This window comes from Actinocorallia sp. A-T 12471 (assembly GCF_033875155.1).
In the GTDB taxonomy this organism is placed as follows: Bacteria; Actinomycetota; Actinomycetes; order Streptosporangiales; family Streptosporangiaceae; genus Actinocorallia.
In genome coordinates this window covers 247,668-265,982 of record NZ_JAWZTE010000009.1, presented here as the reverse complement: position 1 = coordinate 265,982, position 18,315 = coordinate 247,668, and the positions used below count along the sequence as shown (strand labels likewise).

Below are 18,315 nucleotides of genomic sequence, written 5' to 3'. Positions count from 1 at the left end.
CGGGACACGCGTCCCTGTCGCCGCCACAGCCCGGTCCGGAAGAGTGCCTGCCATGTTCGGCCTCACCGCGCTCGGCGCGTTCCTCCTGGGGCTCGCGGCCGGAGTCACCGTGACCCGGCTGCGGGCCACCCCCGGTGAAGACCGCGCGGGCGCGCTCCAGCGCTCCCGCGAGCGGATCGTCGCCGACGCCCAGGAAGAGCGGCGGCGGCTGAGACAGAGCCTGCACGACGATCTCGGCCCCACCCTCGCCAGCCTCGCGATGGCCCTGGACACCGCCCGCCTCACCCTCGCCCGCAGACCCGAGGAGGTCGGCCCGCTGCTCGCCGACCTGCGCGGCAAGCTGGCCGGTGCGGTCGGCGACATCCGTGAGCTCGTCGCGGGGCTCCGCCCGCCCGCACTCGACGACCTCGGCCTCGCCGGGGCGATCCATGGACTCGCCGACGGCGCGGACGGGATCATGGTGCGGGTGAAGATCAACGACGACCTCGGCCATCTCCCCGCCGCAGTCGAGGTCGCCGCCTACCTGATCGTCCAGGAGGCACTGTCGAACGTCCGTCGGCACTCCCTCGCCCCCAGCGCGACCGTCCGGCTGCAACGCGGCCCCGAAGCCGTCCACCTCGTCGTCTCCGACCCCGGCAAGGGCATGCTGCCCGGCGGTTCGGAGGGCGCGGGGATAGCGGCGATGCGGGAACGCGCGGCCGAGGTCGGGGGCGTGTGCACCGTCGGTCCGCGACCGGGCGGCGGCACCGCCGTGGTCGCCAGGCTCCCCCTCACCCAGCTCCCGGAGGAAAACCCCCGTGTCCGATGACATCCGTGTGATCATCGCCGACGATCACCCCATGTTCCGGCAGGGCCTGCGCGCCCTGCTCGAGGCACTGGAGATCAGTGTGGTCGGCGAGGCCGAGAACGGCCCGGCGGCCGTCCAGCTCGCGCACGACGTGCAGCCCGACGTCGTCGTGATGGACCTGCACATGCCCGGCGGCAACGGCATCGAGGCCACCCGCACGATCACCCGCACGAGCCCCCACATCGGCGTCCTGGTCCTCACCATGTTCCGCGACGACGACTCGGTGTTCGCCGCGATGCGCGCGGGCGCGCGCGGCTACCTGCTCAAGGAGTCGGGGGCCGAGGAGATCGCGCGCGCGGTCCGCGCCGTCGCCGCGGGCGAGGCGATCTACGGGCCGGAGATCGCCCGGCGCGTCCTCACCTACTTCACCGACATGCCCGACCCGCGCAAGTCGGCGTTCCCCGAGCTGACCGACCGCGAGCGCGAGGTCCTCGAACTGATCGCCCAGGGCCGTAACAACGGGGAGATCGCGGGCATCCTGTTCCTCTCCCCCAAGACCATCCGCAACCACGTGTCGAACATCTTCATGAAGCTGCACGTGGCGGACCGCGCCCAGGCGATCGTGCTTGCGCGCGAGGCCGGCCTTGGCACGTAAAGCGCTGCTGTGGACCGGTGCCGCCGCCGGTCCGCTGTTCGTGCTGCTGGCGTACTACTTCAGGTTCGAGGCCCCGGCCGAGTACCGGACCAGCCAGTCGTGGCGTCCCGAAGTGATCATGGGCGTGCTGTACCCGGTGTTCGGCGCGTTCCTGCTGAGCCGCAGGCCCGGCCTGGTCATCGGACGGCTGCTGTGGGTGATCGGGCTGTTCGCTGCGGCCTTCTGGATGCTGATCCCGCTGTCGCGGCTCGCCCTGATCGAGGGATGGGCCGGCGCGGTCTGGCTGCGCTGGGCGGCGAGCTGGCTGTTCCTGCTCGAGTTCCTGCCGCTGCTGATGATCGTGTCGCTGCTGTTCCCCGACGGCAGGCCGCCGTCGCGCCGATGGCGGCCGGTGCTGTGGCTGTCGGTGGCGTTCATCGCCTACAACGTCATTTATTCGTGGTTCCGTCCGGTGGACTTCCGGGTCGGACCGTACGAGGCGGTCAACCCGCTCGGCGTCGCGTGGGTCGGACGGCTCGACTGGATCCACCCGAACGTCATGGAGCCGCTCACCGTCGCCGTCGCGTTCCTGGCGATCGGCTCGCTGGCCGTCAGGTTCAAGGCGGGCGACCCGATCGCGCGCCGCCAGATCGCGCTCATCGCCTACCCGCTGCTCGGCACCGCGATGGCCGGGTTCTCCGACATGCTGTGGGCCGACCTGCCCTTCTGGCTGTTCGCGACGCTCACCTGCACCGCAGTCACGCTGGTGCCGGTCGCGCTCGCCGTCGCGATCCTGCGCTACCGGCTCTACGACCTCGACGTGATCGTCAACCGGACCCTCGTCTACGCGACGCTCACGGTGATCCTCGGCGCCGTCTACTTCGGGCTGATCTTCGTGGTCAGCATGCTCGTCGTCAGCGAGGCTGCCGGGCTGTTCGGCGCGTTGATCGTCGGCGCGCTGTTCCAACCCGTGCGCAGCAGGGTGCAGCTGTCGGTCGACCTCATGCTCGGCATAGAACGCGACCCGTACCGGCTCGCCGACCGGCTGAGCAGATCCGTGCAGCGCGCCGAGGACCCGTCGGCCGCGCTCGCGGCGGCCGTCAGGTCGGTGCGGCGCGGCCTCGGCGTCTCGGGGGTGGCGGTCGAGATCGACGGGACCGTCGCGCACACCGACGGGCTGCTCACCGACAAGGCCAAGGCGGTGCCGCTGGTGTGGCACGGCGAACCGATCGGACGGCTGCTGCTGTACGGGCGCGGCAGGGCCGACCAGCGGCTCGTCGGGGTGCTCACCAGGCACGTCGCCGACCTCGCGCACACCGTCCGGCTGCTGCGCGTCTCCCAGGAGACCGTGATCAACACCCGGGAGGCCGAGCGCCGCAGGCTCAGCCGCGACCTGCACGACGGCCTCGGCCCGACGCTCGCCGCGCTCGCGCTGTCGGTGGACACCGCACGGGTACGGCTCACCACCGATCCCGAGGCGGTGGAGCCGTCGCTGACGGCGCTGCGGGAGCGGATGACCGCGGCGATCGCCGACATCCGGGAGCTCGTCCACGGCCTGCGGCCCCCCGCGCTGGACAGGCTCGGCCTGCTCGGCGCGATCAAGGCGCTGGCCGCCGACCTTCCCGAACCCCGCGTCGACGTCTTCGCCGACGACCTCGGCGAGCTGTCCCCCGTCCTCGAGGTGACCGTCTACCGGATCGTCCAGGAAGCGCTGACGAACGTGCGCAGGCACGCGCACGCGACGAGCGCCGAGATCCGGCTCACCCGCACCGACGCCCACCTTGAGCTGGTGATCAGCGATGACGGCAGGGGCCTGCCCCGGCAGACCAACTCCGGGCTCGGCCTCACCTCGATGCGGGAGCGGGCGACCGAGCTTGGCGGGACGTTCACGATCGCGTCCCGCCCGACCACGGGCACCACGCTGACTACCCGGCTTCCCCTGCCGAAGTCATGAGCATCGACCCGAGCTGCTCGCGGGTGCCGTCGAGCAGCTCGGTCAGCTCGTCCGACGGTTCCCGCGCCGCCAGCTGCTCGACCTCCGCGAGGACGGCGGCGAGCGTCGCGGGACCCGTCGCCCCGGGGGCGCGCGGCTCGGGGCCCTCGTCGAGGGCGAGTTCGGCCCAGGCGACCGCGCGGGTGCACCTGACGTAGGAGCCGAACTCGCCGAGTTCCTTCCACAGAGCCGCCGCGCGCTGGTAGGCCGCCAAGGACTCCGGGGTCATGCCCGCGTTGTCCAGTTCGTCGGCCGCGTGCCAGGCGAGGTCGGCGTGCAGCCGCGCCTCGCCGAGTTCCTCGGCGACCGAGGCCGCCGCGAGGAACTGGGCGGCGGCGCGCCGGAAGTCGCGGCAGTGGCTCAGCGCCTGGCCGTAACCGCGCCGGGTCAGCGCGAGCGGGACGCCCTCGTAGGCCGCCTCGAACCTGTCGGCGACCTGCTCGAACAGGCCGACCGCCTCGCCCACCCTGTCCTGGCCCAGGTAGGCGCGGGCGGCCTGGCAGACGTTGTGGACGTGGTCGGGCTCGTGGACGCCCTCCCACAGGTCGGCGGCGTCGAGCGCGGCGGCGACGACGTCGGCCGCACGGCCCTCCTGGCGCGCCAGGCACTCCACGAGCAGGGAGGCGGTCTGCGCGACCTCCTGCGGCTCAAGGACCGTCCTGGCCAGCCGCAGCGCCTCTGCGACGCGTTCCTCGGCGGCCGCGGGGTCGTCCGCCTCAAGCGCGCTTTCGGCGAGGAAGTGGGCTGGCGCGATAAGGAACCACGGCTGCCCGGCCTTCAGGTAACCCGCGTAAGCCGCCTCGACGTATGGGAGCGCCCCGGCGACGTCACCTGTGGCGGCGAGGACGCGCGCGGACATCTCCTGGTACTGGGCGGCCCGCATCGTGACGCCGTGCTCTTCGGCGAGGGCGATCTCGGCCTCCGCCGCGGCGAGCGCCGCCGTGACCGTCGCGGGGTCGGCGGGGTTCACCGCGCTCAGGGCCGCGAACGGAACAGCCCGCCGCCCGGCCAGATACCGCACGGCGCTTACCCGCCCTGCACGCCACAGCGCCTCGGACTCCTCGGCCGCCTCCTCCGCCACCGCGACCCCGCGCTCACGCTCCCCGCCCCGCAGCAGCGTCACCGCGAGCACGGCGAGCGCCTCCACCCGCAGCTCGGGCAGCTCGCCAAGTTCGGGCAGCAGCCCGTCAAGCTCCGCCGCGACCTGCGCGGGGTCGGCCTCCTGGTCGGCGGCGGCACGCCGCACCCGAACCTCAAGCGCCACCTCCGGCGCGAGGTCCGCCACCCCCGCGACCCGCGCCCACGCCGCATCCGCACCGGGATGCCGCAACTCCGTCAACCGCCGAGCCTCCGCGACAAGCCCCCCGGCCCCGCCAAGCACTTCCGAGCGCCCGGCGGCAAACGCGCCGGACTCGCCGACCGCACCTCGCTCCCCTGCGGCGACAAGCGCGCTGGACTCGTCCGAAGTCCGCGGCCCTTCCGAGCCCTCGGCGACGAGCGCGCCGGATGCCTGCGGCCCACCTGAGCCCTCCGCCACAAGCGCGCTGGACTCATCCGAAGCCCGCGGCCCTTCCGAGCCCTCGGCGACGAGCGCGCCGGATGCCTGCGGCCCACCTGAGTCCTCGGCGACAAGCGCGCTGGACTCGTGGGGACCCTGCGGCCCTCCCGAGCCCTCGGCTACGGGCGCGTCGGACCCGTCGAGGGACGCGTCGGGAACCCGGGGTCTGCCGACGGCGGGGGTGCGGGCCGTGCGGGTGCCGAGAGGCAGCCTGTCGAGGAGGGGGGTGCGGTTGAGGCGTGTGGTGAGCTGGTCTGAGCGGTAGGTGGAGCCGTTGCGGGCGTCGTAGCGGGCGGCCAGGGCGCGGGCCTCGGGTTCGGCCTCGGCGAGGACGGACGCGACGGTTCCGTCGGCGAGCGGCAGGTCGGCGAGGCCCAGTGCGGCGAGCCTGCGCAGCAGGACGAGCGCGCCAGACAGGAAGCCGAGGCGGGCGACGGCGTCCTCGCCGCGCGCGGTCAGCCAGCCCGCGTGCTCGGCGAGGATCTCAAGGCCGCGTCCCTCGTTGCCGGTGAGCGCGCAGAACTCAAGGTGCAGGCCCACCGGCCTGCGCAGGCTCTCGGACCTGCGCACCATCGGGTAGCCCTTCAGGTGCGCGGAGCGGGCGTCCTCGATCCGTCCGACGCGCAGCAACGGGAGCAGCGCGTCGGCGAGGACCGCGTGCGGCTCCTCGGCGCAGGTCTGCTCCCCGTCGAGCACGGGGGCCCAGTACGCGAGCGCGCCCTCGTCGTCGCCCGCGTGGACCCGCCACGCGCCGAAGTCGTGGCTCTCGCAGGCGTGGCAGTCGGCGAGGCCGTCGCGGACCGCCGCGACGGCGGCCTCCGCGTGCGCCGCGCCCGCCGCGACGTCGCCGGTCTCGAACGCCAGCGACGCGCGCAGCCCGTGCACCGGACGCGCGCTGTGGCCGCGCTCGCGGTACCTGCGCTCCATCTCGCCCATCCACCGCTCGACCGTCGCGACGGGCACGTCGGGGTTGGCGATCATCGCCGACGTCATCCACTTCAGGTCCCACAGGACGGTCCTGAGGTAGGGCGCGAGCTCGACCGGGTTCTCGTCGACGAGCCGCAGCAGCCGCCCGATGACGACGGGCAGCCGCGCCCGCTCGGCGGAGTACTCGTGCGCCCTGGTCAGCGCGACGAGGACCTCGGCCTCAAGGCCGCGGTCGGGGCAGGCGCGCGCGTGCTCGGCGAGCCGCTCAAGCCGTTCCATCCGCGGCGCGCCGCGCAGTCCGCGCGCCTCGTCAAGCGCCCGCGCGATCTCCTCGACGGTCATGCTCCTCCTCCACGCCACGCGCACGGCATTCCGCCACCCGGCTTCCGTTCACAGGGGGTCATTCCGCGCCGCCTCCGGTGCGCGCGGCCCAGCCGAGCAGCGCGTCGAACGCCCGGTTCACCAGCGCGGTGTCGGCGGGGCGCAGCGGCCGTCCGGCCATCAGCAGCGCCTGCCCGTACAGCGCCTCGACGGCCGCCGTGCGCAGGCCCGGCTCGGTGATCCCCGCGACGCGGCGGACCGCGGGGCTGCGGTGGTTCAGCACGAGCGTCGTGCGCGGCGCCGTCGACTTGAGCGCGCCGAGGATCTCCGCCCACAGGTCGTCGGCGTCGGCCTCGACGTCGGCGCGGGCCCGCTCCCTGCGCGCCTCCCGCGAGTCGAGGTGCAGCGCGGACACCGACGGCGGCGCGAACGCCCGCACGACGACGTCGCACTCCAGCGGATCGAGCGCGGCCCGCGCCACCGCGAGGAACGGCGCGAGCGCCAGCTCCTGCCCGGGGTCCACCGGGTCGAGCGCCGCGGTGACGGCGTCGGGCGCGAGCTCGCGCACCACCGCGCCCGGCACGACGCGCGGCAGCAGCCCGACGAGTTCGGCGTCATAGGTGTAGCCGCCGTTCACCACGCCGAGCCCCTGCGCGGAGGCGATCGCGGCGACCTGCCGGAACTCCTCGACGGTCGGCGCGACATGGACCACGTCCCTGCCGCGCGCGAACTCCGTCAGCGCGGTCCACCCGTCGGTCGTCTCGAAGCGCAGGAACGGCAGCATGACGCGCAGCAGGTCGAGATCGTGCCTGGCGAGCGCCTTGACGCCCAGCTCGTGCACCGCGAGGAACCTGGCGAGCCTGTCGGGCTCCTGGGCGGCGAGGCCGGTCAGCCAGTCCCTGACCCGCCCGCCGAGCGCGTCGCGGACCGCCGCGAGGGTCTCGTCCTCGTACAGGCCCTCGCGTGACGCGGTCGGCCGCAGCGCGTCGGTGTCCACGACGCAGCGCACGAAGAACGCCCACTCCGGCAGCAACCCGGGAACCGCGTCGCCGAGCAGCATGCCCTTGAGGTGGACGCGGTGCCGTCCGGTATCCGCTGGATTGGCCGGGTTCGGCAGCACGTAGGCCGCGCCGCGTACGCCAGCGAGGGGCACGTCGAGTTCCACGACGTCGAGCGGGGCGAAGCCGAGCACCCGCTCCCCGTAGGCCATCAGGGCGGCCCTGCGCTCGGCGCGGGTGGCGTACTCGGCGTCCCAGGCCGCGCCCCCGTCGGTGACGCGCACGGCCCGCCCGCCGCCCTGGACCGTCACCGGGTAGGGCAGCAGCGAGCCGTAGTCGCGGGCGAGTTCGGCGACCCGGTCGAAGCCGAACCACTCCTCCGCGCCCTTGCGCGCGGTCAGCGAGACCGTCGTGCCGGGCTCGTCGCGGTGCGCGGGCCGCACCTCGTAGGTCCCGTCCGACGACGCACGCCACTCGACGGCCCCTGCGTCGGGATCGAGCGCGGAACGGGTGACGACCCTGATCTCCTCGGCGACGGTGAAGCAGGCGAGCAGCCCGATCCCGAACTGGCCGAGGAACTCGCGGCGCGCGCCCTCGATCGCGTCGCGCTTGGACGACCGGCCGATCGTCGCGAGGAACCTGTGCACGTCGGCCTCGGTGAGCCCGACGCCCGGATCGTCGATCCGCAGGCCCGCGCCGTCGACGGTCAACGTGATGGCGGTCGGCGCACCCGGCTCGGCCCGCGCGGTGACGGCGTCGACCGCGTTCTGCAGCAGCTCGCGCACGTACACCCGGGGACTTGAGTACAGGTGGTGCGACAGCAGATCGACCAGGCCGCGAAGGTCGACCTGGAAGGTGTGCCCACCCGGCTGATCAACAGACATAGCGGCCAACTGTAGCGAAGCCGCACCCCCGCCGACCCCACGTTTTCCCCGCCCGGCTTCGGACACGACGAAGCCCGGCCCCTTACGGGAACCGGGCTACGCGGTGGGAGCCGACTGGGCGGCTCAGGCGCTCTTCTCGCGCGGCTCGCGCTTGGCGCGCTCACGCGGCACGAGAGTCGGGTTGACGTGTTCCAGCACCGAGGCGCGGTTGATGATCACCTGGGCGACGTCCTGCCGGGACGGCACCTCGTACATCACCGACAGCAGGACCTCTTCCAGGATCGCGCGCAGGCCCCGGGCCCCGGTGCCGCGCAGGATCGCCTGGTCCGCGACCGCCTCGAGGGCGTCGTCGGTGAACTCGAGCTCCACCCCGTCGAGCTCGAACAGGCGCCGGTACTGCTTGATCAGCGCGTTCTTCGGCTCGGTCAGGATGTTGATCAGCGCGTCGCGGTCGAGGTTGTGCGCGCTGGTGATGATCGGCAGCCGGCCCACGAACTCCGGGATCATGCCGAACTTCAGCAGGTCCTCGGGCATCACCTCGGCGAACACGTCGGTGTTCTTGGTGAAGTCGACCTTCGAGCGGATGACCGCGCCGAAGCCCATGCCCTGCTTGCCCACCCGGCCCTCGATGATCTTCTCGAGGCCGGAGAACGCGCCGCCGCAGATGAACAGCACGTTCGTGGTGTCGATCTGGATGAACTCCTGATGCGGGTGCTTGCGCCCGCCCTGCGGCGGCACCGAGGCGGTGGTGCCCTCCAGGATCTTCAGCAGGGCCTGCTGCACGCCCTCGCCCGAGACGTCACGCGTGATCGACGGGTTCTCGCTCTTGCGGGCGATCTTGTCGACCTCGTCGATGTAGATGATGCCGGTCTCGGCCTTCTTGACGTCGTAGTCCGCGGCCTGGATCAGCTTCAGCAGGATGTTCTCGACGTCCTCGCCGACATAGCCGGCCTCGGTCAGGGCCGTGGCGTCCGCGATCGCGAACGGCACGTTGAGCAGCTTGGCGAGCGTCTGCGCGAGCAGCGTCTTGCCGGATCCGGTCGGGCCGAGGAGCAGGATGTTCGACTTGGCCAGCTCGACCCCGTCGTCACGGGAGTCCCCGGACTGGATCCGCTTGTAGTGGTTGTAGACCGCGACGCTCAGCGCCTTCTTGGCCTTCTCCTGCCCGATGACGTAGCCGTCGAGGAACTCGTAGATCTCCCGCGGCTTGGGCAGGCTGTCCCACTTGAGGTCCGAGCTCTCCGAGAGCTCCTCCTCGATGATCTCGTTGCAGAGATCGATGCACTCGTCGCAGATGTACACACCCGGGCCCGCGATGAGCTTCTTGACCTGCTTCTGGGATTTGCCGCAGAAGGAACACTTCAGCAGGTCGCCACCGTCACCGATGCGTGCCACCCGGTTGTCTCCTTTTCATGGGGCCGCCTGGGGACCCGGTGGACCGCGCACTTGCCACGGCCATCGGGAGAGGCTGCTTCGACGGTACCGTCTCCGGGGCGCCGGGACACATCCCCGACTCCGGGGCGGTGACCACGAAGCCGGGGGGTTCCCGAACTTAGCGCCGTCTTACGAAGACACTACCTCCACTCGGCGCTTCTTGCTGACGAAGACGTCGTCGATCAGGCCGTACGCCTTGGCCTCGTCCGCGGTGAGGATCTTGTCGCGCTCGATGTCGGCGCGCACCTCCTCGACGGACTTGCCGCTGTGCCTGGCCAGGATGGTCTCCAGCTGCTCGCGGATGCGCATGATCTCGCGCGCCTGGATCTCGATGTCCGAGCCCTGGCCGTAGGTGCCCTCGGTGGCGGGCTGGTGGATGAGGATGCGCGAGTGCGGCAGCGCGGCGCGCTTGCCGGGGGTTCCCGCCGACAGCAGCACCGCGGCGGCGGAGGCCGCCTGGCCGATGCAGACCGTCTGGATGTCGGGCTTGACGAACTGCATCGTGTCGTAGATGGCCGTCATGGCCGTGAACGAGCCGCCGGGCGAGTTGATGTAGATGCTGATGTCCCGGTCCGGGTCGATGGACTCGAGGGTCAGCAGCTGCGCCATGACGTCGTTGGCGGACGCGTCGTCGATCTGCACCCCGAGGAAGATGATGCGCTCCTCGAAGAGCTTGTTGTAGGGGTTCATCTCCTTGACGCCGTACGCGGTGCGCTCGACGAAGGACGGGATGATGTAGCGGCTGTCGACCGGCTGCACGCCGCCTGCGCGAATGTCCATGTGACGGTACCTCTCCATCGTCAAGAGACCGGGCCCTCGGAGGGGACCTCGTTGGCGCTGCTGATCACGTGGTCCACGAGCCCGTAGGCGCGGGCCTCGTCGGCGGTGAACCAGCGGTCGCGGTCGGAGTCGGCGGTGATCTGCTCGACGGTCTGACCGGTGTGGAAGGCGATGCGCCCGGCGAGCGTGCTCTTGACGTAGAGCATCTGCTCAGCCTGGATCTTGATGTCCGAGGCGGTGCCCCCGATGCCGCCGGACGGCTGGTGCATCATGATGCGGGCGTGCGGAAGGGCGTAGCGCTTGCCCGGGGTGCCCGCGCACAGCAGGAACTGGCCCATCGACGCCGCCAGGCCCATGCCGACCGTCACGATGTCGTTGGGCACGTACTCCATGATGTCGTAGATCGCCATGCCGGCGGTCACCGAGCCACCCGGAGAGTTGATGTAGAACGTGATGTCGCGCTTTCCGTCCTCGGCCGACAGCAGCAGCAGTTCGGCGCACAGCCGGTTGGCGATGTCATCGTCGACCTGCTGGCCGAGCACCACGATCCGCTTGCGCAGAAGCTGCTGGTGCAGTGCCTCCTGCGCCATGATCGCGGGCATCGCGCCCTCGCGGGCGACGACCGGCTCGTGGAAAGTCGGAGGCTTGCTCACCCTGTTCCTCCGTAGGTGTCTAGCGTTCAGTCCCTGAACATTCGGATGCTTGGACACTAACGCGCCGCGCGGGGGGGTCACGCCATGAGGGCGTTCTTTTCGCTGGCGGCGTATCCTCGGCGCTTTTGCCTTCCTTGGGTTTAGCCGCGAGCGAACATGGCGCTAATGCACACGCCCCGTGCACCATTAACCGGAACACGGGGCGTATGGGATGTTTCGGACCTTTTACTCCTTGGTGGAGTCCTCGGTCTTCTCAGCCTCGGCCTCGACGGCCTCGACCGCGACGTCGGCCTCGGCGGCCTCCTCGACGACCTCGACGGCGTCGCTGTCGGTCTCGCCGTTGATCTCACGGCGCAGCGCCTCGAGGTCGAGCTCGTTGCCCGCCGAGTCGGTGATCTTGACGTGCTCGACCACGAGGTTCAGCGCCTTGGAGCGCAGGACCTCGGCGACCAGCGCCGGGATCTGGTTGTTCTCGGTGAGGAACTGCGCGAGCTGCTGCGGCGGCAGGCCCATCTGCATGGCCTGGCTCACCACGTACTCGCTGAGCTCCTCGTTCTCGACGCCAAGCTCCTCGTTCACCGCGAGCTGGTCGAGGATGAAGCCGCCACGGACCGCCTTGGCCGCGGCCTCCTCCAGCTCGGCCTCGAACTCCTCGGCGGTCTTGCCCTCTTCGGCCAGGTACGCCTCGCGGGTCATGCCGGAGAAGCCGAGCTGCTGGTCGAGCTGCTCGTTGCGGCGCTGGAGCTCGGTCTTCACCACGGACTCGGGGACCGGGATGTCGACCTTCTCCAGCAGCGCCTCAAGGGCGTTGTCGCGCGCCTCGGAGATCTGGTTCAGCTTCTTCTGCCGGTCGAGGCGCTTGCGGACGTCCTCGCGCAGCTCCTCGATCGTGTCGAACTCCGAGGCGAGCTGGGCGAACTCGTCGTCGGCCTCGGGCAGCTCCTTGACCTTCACCGACTGCACGGTGACGGTCACGTCCGCCTCCTCGCCGGCGCGCGAGCCCGCGACGAGGGTCGACTTGAAGGTCGCCGACTCGCCGGCCGACAGACCCGTCACAGCCTCGTTGAGGCCCTCGACAGCGCCCTCGGAGCCGACCTCGTAGGAGAAGCCCTTGGTGGCGGCGTCCTCGACGTCCTCGCCGTCGATGACGGCGACGAGGTCGATCGTGACGTTGTCCTTCTCGGCGGCGGGGCGCTCGGCCACCGTCAGGGTGGCGAAGCGGTCGCGGAGGTTGTCGAGGGTCTGCGCGATCTCCTCGTCGGTGACCACGGCCTCCTCGACGGTGACCGGCAGGCCGTCGTACTCGGGGACCTCGAAGTTCGGCCGGATGTCGACCTCGGCGGTGAACTCGAGTTCCTTGCCGTCGTCGAGCTTGGTGACCTCGACCTCGGGCTGGCTGAGGACGAAGAGTTCCTTCTCCTCGATCGCCGCGCCGTACAGGCCGGGCAGGGCGTCGTTCACGGCCTCCTGGAGGACCGCGCCGCGCCCGACGTACTGGTCGATCAGGCGGGCCGGGGCCTTGCCCGGGCGGAAGCCCTTGAGCCGCACCTGCTTGGCGAGCTCCTTGTAAGCCTTGTCGAGGCTCGGCTTGAGCTCTTCGAACGGTACTTCGATGGTGAGCTTCACCCGGGTCGGGGTCAGCTCCTCGACGGCGGTCTTCACTGGGGCAGGTCTCCTTGATCCGGCGGAAGTACACGGCTCGGCGCGCCGGAGGCCGTCTCGATCCACGAACGTCGATCCACCGGGCCCCGCGCGGCGCGAGCGGCCGCCGGTCTCACTCGATAGATTCGGGCGGCAACACATGCCTATGCGGCGTCAAGTCTAGAGGGTGGACGCCACCGGACGTGACACCGTCCCCTCCGCGGCCCGGGAGCCCGGACCCCGGCTCACCCGTCGGGCGGAGGCCCGGCCATTAAAGAGAGCCTCCACGGCCTGAGGCGGCTAGACTGTCGCGCGCTGCCCCTTATGGGGAGGCGGCGGGCTGTAGCGCAGTTTGGCTAGCGCACTGCCTTTGGGTGGCAGGGGTCGTCGGTTCAAATCCGTCCAGCCCGACGCGAACAACCCCCCGGACCGCGCGGTCCGGGGGGTTGTCTGTTGTCCGGCCTCAGACGCCCGCGTCGGCGAGGCTCCGGTTGTCGGGACCTGTCTTGCGCAGGTACGCGGTCCAGGTGAGGGCCACGCACACGCAGTAGAAGACGGCGAGGACCAGCAGCGCCGGGACCACCGACTTGGCTTCGGTGAGCGAGATCCGGAAGGTCTGCTGGATGAGGACGCCGCCGAGCGCGCCCACGGCCGAGGAGATGCCGATCGCCGCGGCCGCCTTACGCCGGGCGAGGGCGACCGCGGACTCGACGGCGGTCGGGTCGGTCCCGTCGACCCGCTCCAGCGCCTTGTTGCGGAAGATCGCCGGGATCATCTTGTAGGTCGAGCCGTTGCCGATGCCGGTCGTGGCGAAAACCAGCAGGAAGGCCGCGAGGAACAGGCCCCAGCTGCCCGCGTCGACCGCGAACCAGACCGCGGCGATGCCGAACGCCATCACCAGGAAGTTCCAGAACGTCACCCGCGCGCCGCCCAGCCTGTCGGCGAGCAGGCCGCCGATCGGACGCGCCACCGACCCGACCAGCGCGCCGAGCCAGATGTAGTTGGCCGCCTGCACCTCGGGGAACTGATTCTTGATCAGCACGCCGAAGGAGAACGAGTAGCCGATGAACGACCCGAACGTGCCGATGTACAGCACCGACATGATGACGGTGTGCGGCTCGCGGGAGATCCTGCCCATCTCGCGGACCGTGTAGGAGCTCGTCGCCGTCCGCAGGTTGTTCATGAAGAAGTACGCGCCCGCGGCGGCCACGAGGACCAGCGGCATCCACACCCAGCCGACCGCGACGAGCCCGGCCGCGACGATCAGCGGCGGCATCGTCAGCTGGGTGACGCTGGTGCCGATGTTGCCGCCCGCCGCGTTCAGGCCGAGCGGGAGGCCCTGCTTGTGGCTCGGGTAGTAGTGCGTGATGTTCGACATCGACGAGGCGAAGTTGCCGCCGCCCAGGCCCGTCGTCGCCGCGATCAGCAGCAGCGCCCAGAAGGGGATGTCGGGGTTGCTGATCGCGTAGACGAACAGCGCGCAGGGGATCAGCAGCAGTAGCGCGCTGATGATCGTGAAGTTCCGGCCGCCGAACCTCGCGGGCCCGAACGTGTAGGGGACGCGCATGAACGCGCCGACGAGGTTCGGCACCGTCGTCAGCCACAGCTGCTGGCCCACGTCGAGGGTCACGCCCACCTGGCCGAGGTTGATCACCGCGATGCTCCACAGCAGCCAGACGCAGAAGCCCAGATGCTCGGTGACGATCGACCACGCGAGGTTGCGGCGCGCGACACGCCTGCCCGTGGTGTTCCAGAAGACCTCGTCGTCGGGCGCCCAGTGCTCGATCCAACGCCCGCCGGCGGTGGCCTCCGCCTCGGGCCTCTGTACGGTCAGAGCGGACATGCCCTGCCTCCCTGCTGCTCGGATGGGGGTCCCCGGATCTTCCGGAAGAGATGGACGATCCGGTACAGCTCAGGACGGTAGGCAGGCCGCGAGAGCGCGCTGTTGCCACGGCGTCAAACCCCGATTACCGGTCACGCACACGCGGTGACCCGGCGATGTCAACTTCCCCGTCCGGCGGCGCGGCCCGATCGTGCGCAGGACTTAACCTTGCCGTTACTTTGTTGTGAAAGGACGGCAGCGGCGGTCCGGAAGGGTGCTTGCGGGCACGCCGGAACCCGCTGGGCAAGCCGCGCGAGAGAAACCGGGGGGCGGCTTTGATCCACGGCCGATCTTGCGCCAATCTACATCTTCGGCTCGGAGACAACCCGAGCAAGGACCCGCGAGGAGGGGCGAAGTGGACGTAGAGCAGACGGCGCTGCCCGGCATAGGGCTGCGTCACGATTTCACCACCCGGGCCGGCCGCCGTATCGGCGTCGTGTCCTACCGGACCGGGCGGCGTGATCTCGTCGTCTACGACCCGGAGGACCCCGACGCCGTCCGCGAGACGATCAAACTCGTCGACGAGGAGGCCGACGCGCTCGTCGAGCTGCTCGGCGCGCCCCGCATCGTGGCCCGGCTGAACGAGCTGCACCGCGAGGTCGAGGGCCTGGTCAGCCTCCAGGTCCCGCTCGCCCAGCAGTGGGCCGGCCTGCAGATGGGCGCCGCGCAGGTGCGGACCCAGACCGGCGCCTCCATCGTGGCCATCGTCCGGTCCGGGCAGGTGAACGCCTCCCCCGCGCCGGACTTCGTCTTCGCCGAGCAGGACGTCGTGGTCGTCGTCGGAAGCCCGGAGAGCACCGAGGCCGCCGGGCACATCCTGGCCGGCGGATAGGAGCGGCGTGCACGAAATAGCGATCATCTTCCTGGAGCTCGGGGGGATCATCCTCGGGCTCGGGGTCATCGGCTCATTCGCGCTGCGGGTGGGCATCTCCCCCATTCCCCTGTACCTCCTCGCCGGGCTCGCCTTCGGGCACGGCGGCCTCGTGCCGCTCGCCACCAGCGAGGAGTTCATCCACACGGCGTCGGAGATCGGCGTCATCCTCCTCCTGCTCACCCTCGGTCTCGAGTACAACGCCGACGAACTCATGACCAGCCTCAAGGGCAACGCCCGGGGCGGCATCGTCGACCTCGTCCTCAACGCCGCGCCCGGCGCGATCGTCGCGCTGCTGCTCGGGTGGGGCTGGGTCGCGGCGGTCGCGATGGCGGGCGTCACGTATGCGACGTCGTCCGGCATCACCGCCAAGGTGCTGTCGGACCTCGGCTGGGTCGGTAACCGGGAGACCCCGGTGGTGCTGTCGCTGCTGGTCTTCGAAGACCTCACGATGGCGATGTACCTGCCGATCCTCACCGCGATCCTCGCCGGCGTCTCCTTCGCGACCGGCGCGATGACCGTCGCGATCGCGCTCGCCACGGTCACCGTCGTGCTCGTGGTGTCGCTGAAGTTCGGCAAGTACATCGAGGCGTTCGTCAAGAGCCCGAACTCCGAGGTGCTGCTGCTCAAGGTCTTCGGCCTGACGCTGCTCGTCGCGGGCATCGCCCAGGAGCTGCAGGTCTCGGCGGCCGTCGGCGCGTTCCTCGTCGGGATCGCGCTGTCGGGCGAGCTCGCGCATGAGGCGCAGGCGCTGCTCGCCCCGCTGCGCGACCTGTTCGCCGCGGTGTTCTTCGTCTTCTTCGGCCTGAACACCAACCCCGCCTCGATCCTGCCGATGGCCGGGATCGCGGTGGCGCTCGCGCTCGTCAGCATCATCACCAAGGTCCTCACCGGGCACTACGCGGCCAAGCGCGCGGGGATCGGCAGGGCCGGACGCGCCCGCGCCGGCGTCGCGCTCGTCCCGCGAGGCGAGTTCAACATCGTCATCGCGGGTCTCGCCGTCGCCGCGGGGGCGCATCCGGACCTCGGCCCGCTCGCCGCGGGCTACGTCCTGATCCTCGCCGCCTTCGGACCGCTTTCGGCACGTATGCTCCAGCCGGTCATCACCGCGCTGGCCGACCACCCGGAGGAGAAGCTCATCGCGATCTTCCGGATGCGACGGAGCTCCGCCCAGGAGTGACGCCCGCGCCGCGTGGCCCCGCCGACGTCGTCGGGGCCACGGCGCGCCGCCCCTCATGCCGGGGCAGCAACAGCACCGCGTACAGCGCGAGCACCATCCCGCCGAGCAACAGGCCAAGCCAGACGGGGTCGCCCGGCCACGGCTCGCCGAACAGCAGCGTCGCGCACACCACGAGGTGGAGCTTGCCGACGACGTTCATCACCGCGACGACGATGACGAGCCTGCGCGACTGAAGCCCGATGTGCAGCAGCCCCAACCCCAGCGCACCCGACAGCACGAACAGATACGGGTAGGGCGTGGCGAGCAGCGCGGGCAGATCGTCCGGGACATACGGGATCATCCCGATGCCCATCACCTCGGCGGTCCCGAGCAGCACACCCGAGCCGATCCCGTACGCGACGCCCGTGATCCGCCGCGCATGGCGTCCTTCGACCTTCCGGTCCCGCATGCAGAACAGCCACAGCGGCACGAGGATCGACGCCAGCGCCGCCAACGTGAACGACCACGCCGCCGGACTCGGCGGCGCCGACGCCCCCCGCGAAGCGATCTCCCCGAACCCCTGCCAAACCGGCAACGCGAGCAGCACCAGCGCCCCGAACACCAGCGCCAGCCCCCGCCCCTCCCTCCCGGTGACCCGCTCCCCGAACCCGAACACCCCCACCGCAAGCAACAGCACAAGCCCACACGCATAAGTAGGCAACAACACCGCCACCGGCGCGGTGTCCACCGCGAACGCCGCCACCACCGTCCCGCTCAACACCGTCACCAGCCCCACCAACCAGGGCAGACTGGTCACCAACCTCCCCGCCGCATAGAACGGCCGCCTCGCCGTCAACGCCGGCAACTCACCACCTGTCGCCTTGAAGATCGAAAACCCGATCAAGTAGATGACATGCGCCCCGCACGCCAACAACACAGCCTGCAATGGTTCCTCCAAGGGGTGGTTACAGGAGGGCCTCGCCAGTCACCACATGCTTACACACCCCGCCCCGAACTTTCACACCCCCACCCCAAGCCCCCACCCCCCTTTTCATCACAACCCAACAACCCCCACCCACCCCCAAGCCATCCCCCCCACTTACCACCCACCCCCAAGACCCCTGTACACTCATCCCCGGCACCACCACGCGGATGTAGCTCAATGGTAGAGCCCTAGTCTTCCAAACTAGCTACGCGGGTTCGATTCCCGTCATCCGCTCCAGTATCACCGCAGGTCAGAGCCATGATCACGATAAGTGACCACTGGCCTCAAGATCATTTGTCACTGATTTGTCACCTAGCCCCGCCACCACAGCCGGCCGCCAGCCATAACAAACGGGTATGGGTCGGCACTCGCGGGACGCATGATTCAATCGAGGGCGCGGCATGTGATCTTGGGCGCACAGACTCTCTGTCCAGCCTGCCACCCGCCCTGCCGCGCCGTAGCACTCGCAGGGGACGATGAGGACCCGCGATCTCCACCCGCCACCTCCGGGTTTCAGCCCCTTGAAGGGGTGGCGAGGACGGACCTGGCTGACGGCAATGCCGGTATCCCGCGTTGTCGCGCCCCTCCGAGTCCGATGAGGACAGAACTCCGGGCTCCCTGATCGACAGGCGCATCCGCACCACCCGGTTGTGACCCTTCGAAGGGCGATGAGGACGCCGACCGCCCAGGCCCAGGTGAAGGCCGGACGGTTAGAGACCTCGGAGGGGCGATGAGGCGATCCCGCTCTGGATGCAGGCAGACACCGGGTTGCGACCTCTCGGAGCGGCGATGAGGACCCGCACGGACA

General features: G+C 70.6%; 13 protein-coding genes and 2 tRNA genes. 7 read left to right on the top strand and 8 right to left on the bottom strand.

Annotation, left to right across the window (positions count from 1 at the left end; all coding sequences use genetic code 11):
- The first annotated feature begins 52 nt into the window (after positions 1-52).
- From R9X44_RS24445 to R9X44_RS24435, 3 genes are read left to right on the top strand one after another with little or no spacing between them, the layout of a single operon-like run.
- On the top strand, positions 53-808 hold the full coding sequence (locus R9X44_RS24445; protein ID WP_319816595.1) for a sensor histidine kinase: 756 nt from the start codon (positions 53-55) through the stop codon (positions 806-808).
- Complete coding sequence (locus R9X44_RS24440; RefSeq protein ID WP_319816594.1) at positions 798-1,442, top strand: response regulator transcription factor; 645 nt, start codon at positions 798-800, stop codon at positions 1,440-1,442. The genes R9X44_RS24445 and R9X44_RS24440 overlap by 11 nt, the downstream gene beginning before the upstream one ends.
- Positions 1,432-3,375, top strand: a complete 1,944-nt coding sequence (locus tag R9X44_RS24435) for a sensor histidine kinase (RefSeq protein WP_319816593.1) — start codon at positions 1,432-1,434, stop codon at positions 3,373-3,375. Before R9X44_RS24440 ends, R9X44_RS24435 begins: the two co-directional genes overlap by 11 nt.
- Here R9X44_RS24435 and R9X44_RS24430 read toward each other — a convergent pair.
- From R9X44_RS24430 to tig, 6 genes are all read right to left on the bottom strand, one after another.
- On the bottom strand, positions 3,347-6,241 hold the full coding sequence (locus R9X44_RS24430) for a hypothetical protein (protein ID WP_319816592.1): 2,895 nt from the start codon (positions 6,239-6,241) through the stop codon (positions 3,347-3,349). The genes R9X44_RS24435 and R9X44_RS24430 overlap by 29 nt on opposite strands.
- Before the next feature lie 58 nt (positions 6,242-6,299).
- A complete protein-coding gene (locus R9X44_RS24425; protein WP_319816591.1) occupies positions 6,300-8,102 on the bottom strand; it encodes an HSP90 family protein in 1,803 nt (600 codons plus the stop codon).
- Between the two features lie 123 nt (positions 8,103-8,225).
- Entirely contained in the window at positions 8,226-9,497 is a 1,272-nt protein-coding gene (clpX, locus tag R9X44_RS24420) for an ATP-dependent Clp protease ATP-binding subunit ClpX (protein WP_319816590.1), read from the bottom strand.
- A gap of 168 nt (positions 9,498-9,665) precedes the next feature.
- Complete coding sequence (locus R9X44_RS24415) at positions 9,666-10,334, bottom strand: ATP-dependent Clp protease proteolytic subunit (protein ID WP_413774979.1); 669 nt, start codon at positions 10,332-10,334, stop codon at positions 9,666-9,668.
- 2 nt (positions 10,335-10,336) lie between these two features.
- The gene (locus R9X44_RS24410) at positions 10,337-10,918 is read right to left on the bottom strand and encodes an ATP-dependent Clp protease proteolytic subunit (protein ID WP_319816635.1); all 582 of its coding nucleotides are present in this window, start codon (positions 10,916-10,918) and stop codon (positions 10,337-10,339) included.
- 276 nt (positions 10,919-11,194) lie between these two features.
- Complete coding sequence (gene tig, locus R9X44_RS24405) at positions 11,195-12,631, bottom strand: trigger factor (RefSeq protein WP_319816588.1); 1,437 nt, start codon at positions 12,629-12,631, stop codon at positions 11,195-11,197.
- 315 nt (positions 12,632-12,946) lie between these two features.
- On the opposite strand from tig, the gene R9X44_RS24400 reads away from it, so the two are divergent.
- A tRNA-Pro gene (locus R9X44_RS24400) sits at positions 12,947-13,021 on the top strand.
- A 52-nt stretch (positions 13,022-13,073) separates the two neighbouring features.
- Here the strand turns inward: R9X44_RS24400 and R9X44_RS24395 are convergent.
- Positions 13,074-14,453 carry an MFS transporter gene (locus R9X44_RS24395; protein WP_319816587.1) on the bottom strand — a complete coding sequence of 460 codons (1,380 nt, stop codon included), beginning with the start codon at positions 14,451-14,453 and terminating at the stop codon, positions 13,074-13,076.
- 394 nt (positions 14,454-14,847) lie between these two features.
- Here R9X44_RS24395 and R9X44_RS24390 point away from each other — a divergent pair, with 394 nt between their 5' ends.
- Both R9X44_RS24390 and R9X44_RS24385 read left to right on the top strand, forming a co-directional pair.
- Positions 14,848-15,324 (top strand): cation:proton antiporter regulatory subunit, encoded by a 477-nt coding sequence (locus tag R9X44_RS24390; protein WP_319816586.1) that lies wholly within the window; start codon positions 14,848-14,850, stop codon positions 15,322-15,324.
- A 7-nt stretch (positions 15,325-15,331) separates the two neighbouring features.
- The gene (locus R9X44_RS24385; RefSeq protein WP_319816585.1) at positions 15,332-16,543 is read left to right on the top strand and encodes a cation:proton antiporter; all 1,212 of its coding nucleotides are present in this window, start codon (positions 15,332-15,334) and stop codon (positions 16,541-16,543) included.
- Here R9X44_RS24385 and R9X44_RS24380 read toward each other — a convergent pair.
- Entirely contained in the window at positions 16,500-17,309 is an 810-nt protein-coding gene (locus R9X44_RS24380; RefSeq protein WP_319816584.1) for a hypothetical protein, read from the bottom strand. The genes R9X44_RS24385 and R9X44_RS24380 overlap by 44 nt on opposite strands.
- Positions 17,310-17,670: 361 nt before the next feature.
- Here R9X44_RS24380 and R9X44_RS24375 point away from each other — a divergent pair.
- Positions 17,671-17,744, top strand: a tRNA-Gly gene (locus R9X44_RS24375).
- Positions 17,745-18,315 lie beyond the last annotated feature (571 nt).